The sequence below is a fragment of the Promicromonospora kroppenstedtii DSM 19349 genome, from assembly GCF_000515355.1.
GTDB lineage: Bacteria > Actinomycetota > Actinomycetes > Actinomycetales > Cellulomonadaceae > Promicromonospora > Promicromonospora kroppenstedtii.
Genome location: NZ_KI911641.1, coordinates 123,096 through 132,558 on the forward strand (window position 1 = coordinate 123,096; position 9,463 = coordinate 132,558).

Annotated in this window: 7 protein-coding genes; all 7 read left to right on the top strand. The window is 72.2% G+C overall.

Features of this window, described 5'->3' with window-relative positions; translation table 11 throughout:
• On the top strand, positions 1 to 645 hold a 645-nt coding region (locus tag PROKR_RS08440; RefSeq protein WP_157601969.1), incomplete at its 5' end, for an MFS transporter.
• 370 nt (positions 646 to 1,015) lie between these two features.
• Positions 1,016 to 1,714, top strand: a complete 699-nt coding sequence (gene pyrR, locus PROKR_RS08445; protein WP_036961834.1) for a bifunctional pyr operon transcriptional regulator/uracil phosphoribosyltransferase PyrR — start codon at positions 1,016 to 1,018, stop codon at positions 1,712 to 1,714.
• On the top strand, positions 1,711 to 2,760 hold the full coding sequence (locus PROKR_RS08450; RefSeq protein ID WP_036961836.1) for an aspartate carbamoyltransferase catalytic subunit: 1,050 nt from the start codon (positions 1,711 to 1,713) through the stop codon (positions 2,758 to 2,760). The genes pyrR and PROKR_RS08450 overlap by 4 nt, the downstream gene beginning before the upstream one ends.
• Positions 2,757 to 4,157, top strand: coding sequence for a dihydroorotase (locus PROKR_RS08455; RefSeq protein WP_051432796.1), 1,401 nt, complete (start codon positions 2,757 to 2,759; stop codon positions 4,155 to 4,157). The genes PROKR_RS08450 and PROKR_RS08455 overlap by 4 nt, the downstream gene beginning before the upstream one ends.
• Positions 4,154 to 4,777, top strand: coding sequence for a PH-like domain-containing protein (locus PROKR_RS08460; protein WP_036961839.1), 624 nt, complete (start codon positions 4,154 to 4,156; stop codon positions 4,775 to 4,777). Before PROKR_RS08455 ends, PROKR_RS08460 begins: the two co-directional genes overlap by 4 nt.
• Before the next feature lie 8 nt (positions 4,778 to 4,785).
• A complete protein-coding gene (gene carA, locus PROKR_RS08465) occupies positions 4,786 to 6,123 on the top strand; it encodes a glutamine-hydrolyzing carbamoyl-phosphate synthase small subunit (RefSeq protein ID WP_036962041.1) in 1,338 nt (445 codons plus the stop codon).
• Positions 6,123 to 9,463: carbamoyl-phosphate synthase large subunit (gene carB, locus PROKR_RS08470; RefSeq protein WP_084800321.1), on the top strand; the 3,341-nt coding region annotated here is incomplete at its 3' end. The genes carA and carB, both read left to right, overlap by 1 nt.

Sequence of the window (9,463 nt, forward strand, 5' to 3'; positions counted from 1 at the left end):
TGGCTCGCGCCCCGGGACCGCGGGCCGCGGGCGGCGACGTCCGGGGGCACGGCCGCGGATCACGGGTCCGGTCGCGTTCGTCGCCACGGCTGGCTCCGCGCACTGCTCAGCCCGCGCCTGCTCGTGCTGGACGCCCAGGGTCTGCTGCTCATGGGCGGCTTCGTCGCGGTCTACAACTACCTCGGTTTCCGTCTGGCCGCCGCTCCGTTCGGCCTGTCGCCGGGCGTGGTCAGCCTCGTGTTCCTCGCGTACCTGGCGGGAACCTGGTCGTCGGCCCGGACGGGTCGGCTCGTGGTGCGGCACGGGCGGCGTCGCGTGCTGATCGTCTCGACGGCGGTGATGGCGCTCGGCGTGGTGGCCACGCTGTCGGCCTGGCTGCCGCTCGTGCTGACCGGGCTCGTCGTGCTGACCGCCGGGTTCTTCGGGGCGCACGCCGTGGCCAGCGGGTGGACGCCGGTCGCGGCCCCCGAGGCGCGCACCCAGGCGGCGGCCGTCTACAACCTCGCCTACTACGCGGGCTCCAGCCTGTTCGGCTGGCTCGGCGGGATCGGCTTCGCGCTGGCGGGCTGGCCGGGCACGGTCGGGATGGTGCTCGCCCTGGTCGCGATCGCGGCGGCCCTGGCGACGGCGGTGCTGCGCGACTAGCGCCCCCGCCGTTCGCTCCTGAGGTTGTGTTCAGACCACGTGCTTCTGCCCACAGAAACCGGCTTGAAACGTTGCAACGTCGTGGCTTGAACAGAACCTCGGGGGTCGGTCAGCGGTAGTGGCAGCGACGCCAACGGTGCGCCACGTGCCAGATGTCTCACTACGGCAGAAAGATGACGTAGTGCTCATGGCGCTCCGGGGCCCGCGGGCGCTGTCGTGCCCGCGCCGGTGTGAGCAACGCCCCTTCCGACGGGTCGTGACCCCGGCGTCTCGCCCCGGTGGAGCGGGTTAGGGTGGTGGCTGTCAGACTCCCTTTAATCCCGTCCAGTGAGGCGGAGAAGGAGGTCGCCAGATGCATCCTGGCAGCCGCATGCCCGAATCCAGCACCACCCCTGGCAGCACCAGCGAGATCCCCAGCGACACCCCGAGCACTGCTCCCGGCACCGCCGCCGCGCGCACCGTGCTCGGCGAGGCCGACATCGCCCGGGCACTGACCCGCATCGCCCACGAGATCGTGGAGCGCAACAAGGGCGCCGCCGACCTGGTCCTCCTCGGCATCCCGACGCGCGGCGTCCAGCTCGCCGGCCGGCTGGCCGAGCGGCTCGCGCAGATCGAGCCCGCCTTCAGCGGCGAGCACGGCACGCTCGACGTGACCATGTACCGCGACGACCTGCGCCGTCAGCCCACGCGAGCCGTCGGGCAGACGGTCCTGCCGGGCAGCCTGGACGGCACGATCGACGACAGGGTGGTCGTCCTCGTGGACGACGTCCTCTTCTCCGGCCGCACCATCCGCGCCGCGCTCGACGCCCTGAACGACCTCGGCCGCCCCCGCGTGGTCCAGCTCGCCGCGCTCGTCGACCGCGGCCACCGCGAGCTGCCGATCCGCGCCGACTACGTCGGCAAGAACCTGCCCACCTCGCGCAGCGAGCGCGTGCGGGTCCGGCTGGCCGACGTCGACGGGGGTGCCGACGCCGTCGTCATCAGCGGGGCGCCCGCTGCCGCCGCCGCCGAGCACGCCGCCGCCGAGCACGTCGCCGCCGACAACGCTGACGAGAGGAGCGCCCGGTGAAGCACCTCCTGACCACCCAGGGCCTGTCCAAGGACGACGCGATCCTGCTCCTGGACACCTCCGCGCAGATGGCGGCCACGCAGTCGCGCGAGAACAAGAAGCTGCCGACGCTGCGCGGCCGCACCGTGGTGAACCTGTTCTACGAGGACTCCACGCGCACCCGGATCTCGTTCGAGACGGCGGCCAAGCGCCTGTCCGCGGACGTCATCAACTTCTCGGCCAAGGGGTCGAGCGTGTCCAAGGGCGAGTCGCTCAAGGACACGGCTCTCACGCTGCACGCCATGGGCGCCGACGCCGTGGTGGTGCGCCACTGGGCCTCGGGCGCGGCGCACCAGCTCGCGCATGCCGGCTGGCTCGACGCGGCCGTGCTCAACGCGGGCGACGGCATGCACCAGCACCCTACGCAGGCGCTACTGGACGCGTTCACGATCCGCCGCCACCTGGTCGGCCGGGTAGGTGAAGACGGTCGCGGTACAGACACGTCCGTCGGAGCCGACCTGGCCGGCCTGCGCGTCGCGATCGTCGGCGACGTGCTGCACTCCCGTGTCGCGCGCTCGAACGTGTACCTGCTGCACACCCTCGGCGCCGAGGTCACCCTGGTCGCGCCGCCCACGCTCGTGCCGGTGGGCGTGGAGACCTGGCCGTGCCGCGTCTCGTACCACCTGGACGAGACGCTCGAGCAGTGGCAGCCGGATGCGGTCATGATGCTGCGGGTGCAGCGTGAGCGGATGTCGGGCGGTTCGGGGGCGTTCTTCCCGAGCCCCATGGAGTACAGCCGCAAGTTCGGGTTCGACGCCCGACGGCTGGCGGTCCTGCCGGACCACGCGATCGTGATGCATCCCGGGCCGATGAACCGCGGCCTGGAGATCTCGGCGGCCGCCGCCGACCACCCGCGCTCCGTGATCGTGGAGCAGGTGGCCAACGGTGTCGCCGTCCGGATGGCCGCCCTGTACCTGCTGCTGTCGGGCGACATCGGCAGCACGAGCAGCAGCCCGAGCAGCAGCCCGAGCACGAGTTCCAGCACCGACGAGAGGACCGCCCTGTGAGCACCCCTTCAACCACGACCTACGTCCTGCGTGGGGTGCGTCCCTACGGCACGGACCCGGTCGACGTCGTGCTCGCGGACGGCGTGGTCGCCGCGATCGGCGCGCCGGGGACGGTCGAGGTGCCCGAGGGCGCGCACGAGGTCGCTGCCGAGGGCGGCAGCGGCGGCACTGACGGCGGCACTGAGGGAACCGGGCTGGTGCTCCTGCCCGGCCTCGTCGACCTGCACACCCACCTGCGCGAGCCGGGCCGGGAGGACGCCGAGACGGTGTTCTCCGGCACCCGCGCCGCCGCGGCGGGCGGGTTCACCGCGGTGCACGCCATGGCCAACACGACGCCGACGCAGGACACCGCGGGCGTCGTCGAGCAGGTCTACCGGCTCGGCCAGGAGGCCGGCTGGGTGGACGTGCACCCCGTCGGTGCGGTCACGGTGGGCCTGGACGGCGAGAAGCTTGCCGAGCTGGGTGCCATGGCCGACTCCGCCGCCCGCGTGCGCGTCTTCTCGGACGACGGCAAGTGCGTGCACGACCCGGTGCTGATGCGCCGCGCGCTGGAGTACGTCAAGGCGTTCGACGGCGTCGTGGCCCAGCACGCGCAGGAGCCGCGCCTGACCGAGGGCGCGCAGATGAACGAGGGCGTCGTCTCCGCGCAGATCGGCCTGACGGGTTGGCCCGCGGTGGCCGAGGAGTCGATCATCGCCCGCGACGTGCTGCTGGCCGAGCACGTGGGCTCGCGCCTGCACGTCTGCCACCTGTCGACGGCGGGCTCGGTGGAGATCATCCGCTGGGCCAAGGGCCGCGGCATCGACGTCACCGCCGAGGTGACGCCCCACCACCTGGTGCTCACCGACGAGCTGGCCCGCGACTACGACCCGGTGTTCAAGGTGAACCCGCCGCTGCGTACCGCCGCCGACGTCGAGGCGGTCCGCGCCGGCCTGGCCGACGGCACCATCGACATCGTCGCCACCGACCACGCCCCGCACCCGGTCGAGGACAAGGACTGCGAGTGGTCCTCGGCGGCGTTCGGCATGACCGGCCTGGAGACCGCGCTGTCCGTGGTCCAGCAGACCATGGTCGACACCGGCCGCATGACCTGGGCCGACGTCGCCCGCGTGCTCTCGCAGAACCCGGCCCGCATCGGGCGGATCGACGCGACGCAGGGCCGCCCGATCGCCGTCGGCGAGCCGGCCAACCTGACCCTCGTGGACGCGGGCGCCACCCGCGCGATCGACGGCCGCACCCAGGTCACGGCCAGCGACAACACCCCGTTCGGCGGGATGGAGCTGCCGGGCCGCGTGGTCGCGACGTTCCTGCGGGGGCGCGCGACGGTCCTGGACGGTGCGGTCGTCGATACCACCAGCAACCCGCAGAACACAGCTCTCGAAGGAGCCGGCCGATGAAGATCCTCGCCGTAGCCCTGCTGATCGCCCTGGCGATCTTCCTCGTGCTGTACGTGACCCTCATCGGCCGACGTCGGCTCGCGCAGCGCACCACGACCGTGGTTCCCGTCCCGCCGGTCGCGCCCACGGCCGACGGTGTCGGCGCCCTCCGCTTCGGCCCCGTCGAGGCCGTCTACGTCTCGACGACGCTGCACGGCGACTGGCTCGCCCGCGTGGGCGCGCACGGCCTGGGCGACCGCGCGCACGCCGTCGTCTCCGTGCACGACCAGGGCGTGCTGATCGAGCGCGACGGCACCGCCGATCTCTGGCTCCCGGTGACCGAGATCCGCAGCACCGGCCTCGCCCCGGGCATGGCCGGCAAGTACGTCGGCGCGGACGGGCTCGTCGTCCTCACCTGGGCCGTCCCGGAGGCCGGCGGCGTGCCCGCGGCCCTGGTCGACACCGGCCTGCGCACGCGCCGCGCCGAGGACCGAGGCGGCCTGGTGGACGCCGTCCGGCACCTGCTGGCCGCCCAGCAGCGCTCGGGCCAGCAGCCCGGCCAGCAGCCCGCCTCGCAGATCGAGCACCTTGACCAGCAGTACCCGCAGCAGCAGTACCCGCACCAGCAGGAGGCCCGGTGACCATCCCGATGACGCCCGCAGACACACCGGCAAGCACGCCGGCACAGACGCCAGCACAGACAACTACAGCAGCGCTGGTCCTCGAGGACGGCACCACCTACCGCGGCCGTGCCTACGGCGCCACCGGCACGTCGTTCGGCGAGATCGTCTTCTCCACCGGCATGACCGGCTACCAGGAGACGCTGACTGACCCGTCCTACCACCGGCAGATCGTCGTCATGACGGCGCCGCACGTGGGCAACACGGGCGTCAACGACGAGGACCCCGAGTCGGGCCGCATCTGGGTCTCGGGCTACGTGGTCCGCGACCCCGCGCGCCGCGTCTCGAACTGGCGCGCGCAGCGCTCCCTCGGTGAGGAGCTGGCCGCGCAGGGTGTCGTCGGCATCTCCGACGTCGACACCCGCGCGCTGACCCGCCGCCTGCGCGAGGAGGGCGTGATGCGCGCCGGGATCTTCTCCGGCGACGACCTGGTGCGCGGCGGCTACCCGCGCCCCGTCGAGGAGCTGGTGGCCGAGGTGCAGGCGTCCCCGCAGATGGCGGGCGCCAACCTGGCCCCCGAGGTCTCCACCCAGGAGGCCTACACGGTGGAGCCGTCCGGCGAGCACGCCGGGCAGCCGCCGGTCGCCACCGTGGTCGCGGTCGACCTGGGCATCAAGGCCATGACGCCGGCGCGGCTGGCCGAGCGCGGCGTGCGCGTCGTCGTCGTGCCCCAGGCCTCGACGATCGACGACGTCCTGGGTGCCTTCGCGGACCTGCCCGACGACGCCCCCCGTGGCGTCTTCTTCTCCAACGGCCCGGGTGACCCCGGCGCCGCCGGCCACGAGGTCGAGCTGCTTCGCGCCGTCCTGGACCGCGGCATCCCGTTCTTCGGCATCTGCTTCGGCAACCAGCTCCTGGGCCGTGCGCTCGGCTACGGCACCTACAAGCTCGGCTACGGGCACCGCGGCATCAACCAGCCGGTGCTGGACCGCACGACCGCCAAGGTCGAGGTCACCGCGCACAACCACGGCTTCGCCGTGGACGCGCCGGTGTTCGCCGAGGACGGCTCGCCCGCGATCTCCGACGCCCCGCACGACGGCGGCCGCTACGGCCGCGTCGTCGTCTCGCACGTGGGCCTGAACGACCAGGTCGTGGAGGGGTTGACCTGCCTCGACCGGCCCGCCTTCTCGGTGCAGTACCACCCGGAGGCCGCCGCCGGTCCGCACGACGCCGCCTACCTGTTCGACCGCTTCGTCGGCCTGATGGCGGACCCGTCGGCCTGGCCGCCCGCCCTCACCACCCAGCCCGCCGCACAGCCCGCCGCCCAGCCCGCAGCAGCACAGCTCAACTCCGAGGAGAACCACTGATGCCTCGTCGTACCGACATCTCCTCGGTCCTGGTGATCGGGTCCGGCCCGATCGTCATCGGCCAGGCCTGCGAGTTCGACTACTCCGGGACCCAGGCCTGCCGGGTCCTGAAGGAGGAGGGCCTGCGGGTCATCCTGGTCAACTCGAACCCGGCCACGATCATGACGGACCCCGAGTTCGCGGACGCGACCTACGTGGAGCCGATCACCACCGAGGTCCTGACCACGATCATCGCCAAGGAGCGTCCGGACGCGCTGCTGCCGACCCTGGGCGGCCAGACGGCGCTCAACGCCGCTATCGCGCTGGACGAGGCAGGCGTGCTGGAGAAGTACGGCGTCGAGCTGATCGGCGCCAACATCCCCGCCATCCAGAAGGGCGAGGACCGCCAGCAGTTCAAGGACGTCGTCACCAAGTGCGGCGGCGAGTCGGCGCGCTCCGAGATCGTGCACACGATCGACGAGGCCCTCAAGGCCGCCGAGGTGCTCGGCTACCCGATGGTCGTGCGCCCGTCGTTCACCATGGGCGGCCTGGGCTCCGGCCTCGCCTACGACGAGGCGGACCTGCACCGCATCGTCGGGCAGGGCCTGCACTACTCGCCCACCACGGAGGTGCTCCTCGAGGAGTCCATCCTGGGGTGGAAGGAGTACGAGCTCGAGCTCATGCGCGACAAGAACGACAACGTCGTGGTCGTCTGCTCCATCGAGAACGTCGACCCGGTGGGCGTGCACACTGGCGACTCCGTGACCGTGGCGCCCGCCCTGACGCTCACCGACCGCGAGTACCAGAAGCTGCGCGACATCGGCATCGCCGTCATCCGCGAGGTCGGTGTCGACACCGGCGGCTGCAACATCCAGTTCGCGATCGACCCGGCCGACGGCCGCATCATCGTCATCGAGATGAACCCCCGCGTGTCGCGCTCCTCGGCGCTGGCCTCCAAGGCGACCGGCTTCCCGATCGCGAAGATCGCCGCCAAGCTCGCCGTCGGCTACACGCTGGACGAGATCCCGAACGACATCACCAAGGTGACCCCCGCGAGCTTCGAGCCCACGCTCGACTACGTCGTGGTCAAGGTGCCGCGGTTCGCGTTCGAGAAGTTCCCCGCCGCCGACGACACCCTGACCACCACCATGAAGTCGGTGGGCGAGGCCATGGCGCTGGGCCGCAACTTCACCGAGGCGCTGGGCAAGGCCCTGCGTTCCATCGACAAGGGCGGCGTGACGTTCCACTGGGACGGCGACGCCCCGACCGGCGAGGAGCTCGCCACGCTGCTCAAGGAGATCGAGCGGCCCACCGAGCAGCGCCTGGTGCAGGTCCAGCAGGCCCTGCGTTCGGTCGGTGTGCCGGGCGGCACCACGCTCGAGGAGGTCTTCGAGGCCACCAAGATTGACCCGTGGTTCCTCGACCAGATCCAGCTCGTCAACGAGGTCGCCCAGCAGGTCGCGACGTCGCCCACGCTGACCGAGGACGTGCTGCGGCACGCCAAGCGGCACGGCCTGTCCGACGTCCAGGTCGCGGCGCTGCGCGGCATGAGCGGCTCCGGCGAGGCCACGGTGCGCGAGATCCGCCACGCCCTCGGCGTCCGCCCGGTCTACAAGACCGTCGACACCTGCGCGGCCGAGTTCGCGGCCAAGACCCCGTACCACTACTCGAGCTACGACTCCGAGTCCGAGGTTGCCCCCCGTGAGCGGGAGGCCGTGATCATCCTCGGTTCGGGCCCCAACCGCATCGGCCAGGGCATCGAGTTCGACTACTCGTGCGTGCACGCCACCCTGGCGCTGGCGGAGAAGTACGAGACCGTCATGGTCAACTGCAACCCCGAGACGGTCTCGACGGACTACGACACGTCCGACCGCCTGTACTTCGAGCCGCTGACCTTCGAGGACGTCCTGGAGGTCTACCAGGCCGAGCTCGCGGCCGGTCCGGTCAAGGGCATCATCGTCCAGCTCGGCGGGCAGACGCCGCTGAGCCTGGCCCGGCGTCTGGCCGAGGCCGGCCTGCCGATCCTGGGTACCAGCCCCGAGGCCATCGATGCCGCGGAGGACCGCGGCATCTTCGGCCAGGTGCTGCTCGACGCCGGCCTCCCGGCCCCCGCGTTCGGCACGGCCCGGTCGCTGGCCCAGGCCCGCGACGTCGCCGAGTCCATCGGCTACCCGGTGCTCGTGCGCCCGTCGTACGTGCTCGGCGGCCGCGGTATGGAGATCGTCTACAGCGAGGACCAGCTCACCGGCTACGTCGAGCGGGCCCTGGCCGAGAGCGCGGCGGCCGCCGCGCGCGACGGCGCCCCGGGCACGCTGGCGGCCCCGCTGCTCATCGACCGGTTCCTCGACGACGCGATGGAGATCGACGTCGACGCGCTGTACGACGGCGAGGAGCTGTTCCTGGGCGGCGTCATGGAGCACATCGAGGAGGCCGGCATCCACTCCGGCGACTCGGCGTGCGTGCTGCCCCCGGTGTCGCTGAGCGAGACCGAGATCGCGCGCATCCGCCGCTCCACCGAGGCCATCGCCAAGGGTGTGGGCGTGCGCGGCCTGCTCAACGTCCAGTACGCGCTCGTCAGCGACGTCCTGTATGTCCTGGAGGCCAACCCCCGCGCGTCGCGCACCGTGCCGTTCGTCTCCAAGGCGACGGGCACGCCGCTCGCCAAGGCCGCGGCCCGCGTGATGGTGGGCGAGTCCATCGCCGACCTGCGTGCGGCCGGGGTGCTCCCGGAGCACGACGGCGCCACGCTCGACCTGGGCGCGCCGCTGGCCGTCAAGGAGGCCGTGCTGCCGTTCAAGCGGTTCCGTACCCGTGAGGGTCTGGTCGTCGACTCGGTGCTCGGCCCGGAGATGCGCTCCACGGGCGAGGTCATGGGCTTCGACAAGGACTTCCCGCACGCGTTCGCCAAGTCGCAGGCGGCGGCGTTCGGCGGCCTGCCGACGTCGGGCACGGTCTTCGTGTCGGTGGCCGACAGCGACAAGCGGCACGTGGTCTTCCCGGTCAAGCGCCTGGTCGAGCTCGGCTTCAAGGTGCTCGCCACGGCCGGCACCGCCAACGTGCTGCGCCGCAACGGCATCGAGGCCACCGAGGTGCGCAAGCACACCGAGGGCCGTGGGCCGGACGGTGAGCTGACGGTCGTGGGGCTCATCACCGAGGGGCAGATCGACCTCGTGGTGAACTCGCCGTCGGGCCAGGGCGCCCGCGCCGACGGCTACGAGATCCGCGCGGCGACGACGGCGGCCGACAAGCCGATCGCGACCACGGTGGACCAGCTCGCCGCGGCGGTGCAGGGCATCGAGGCGGTGCTCGCGGGCCCGTTCGAGGTGGCGAGCCTGCAGGAGCACACGGCCGCCACGACGGC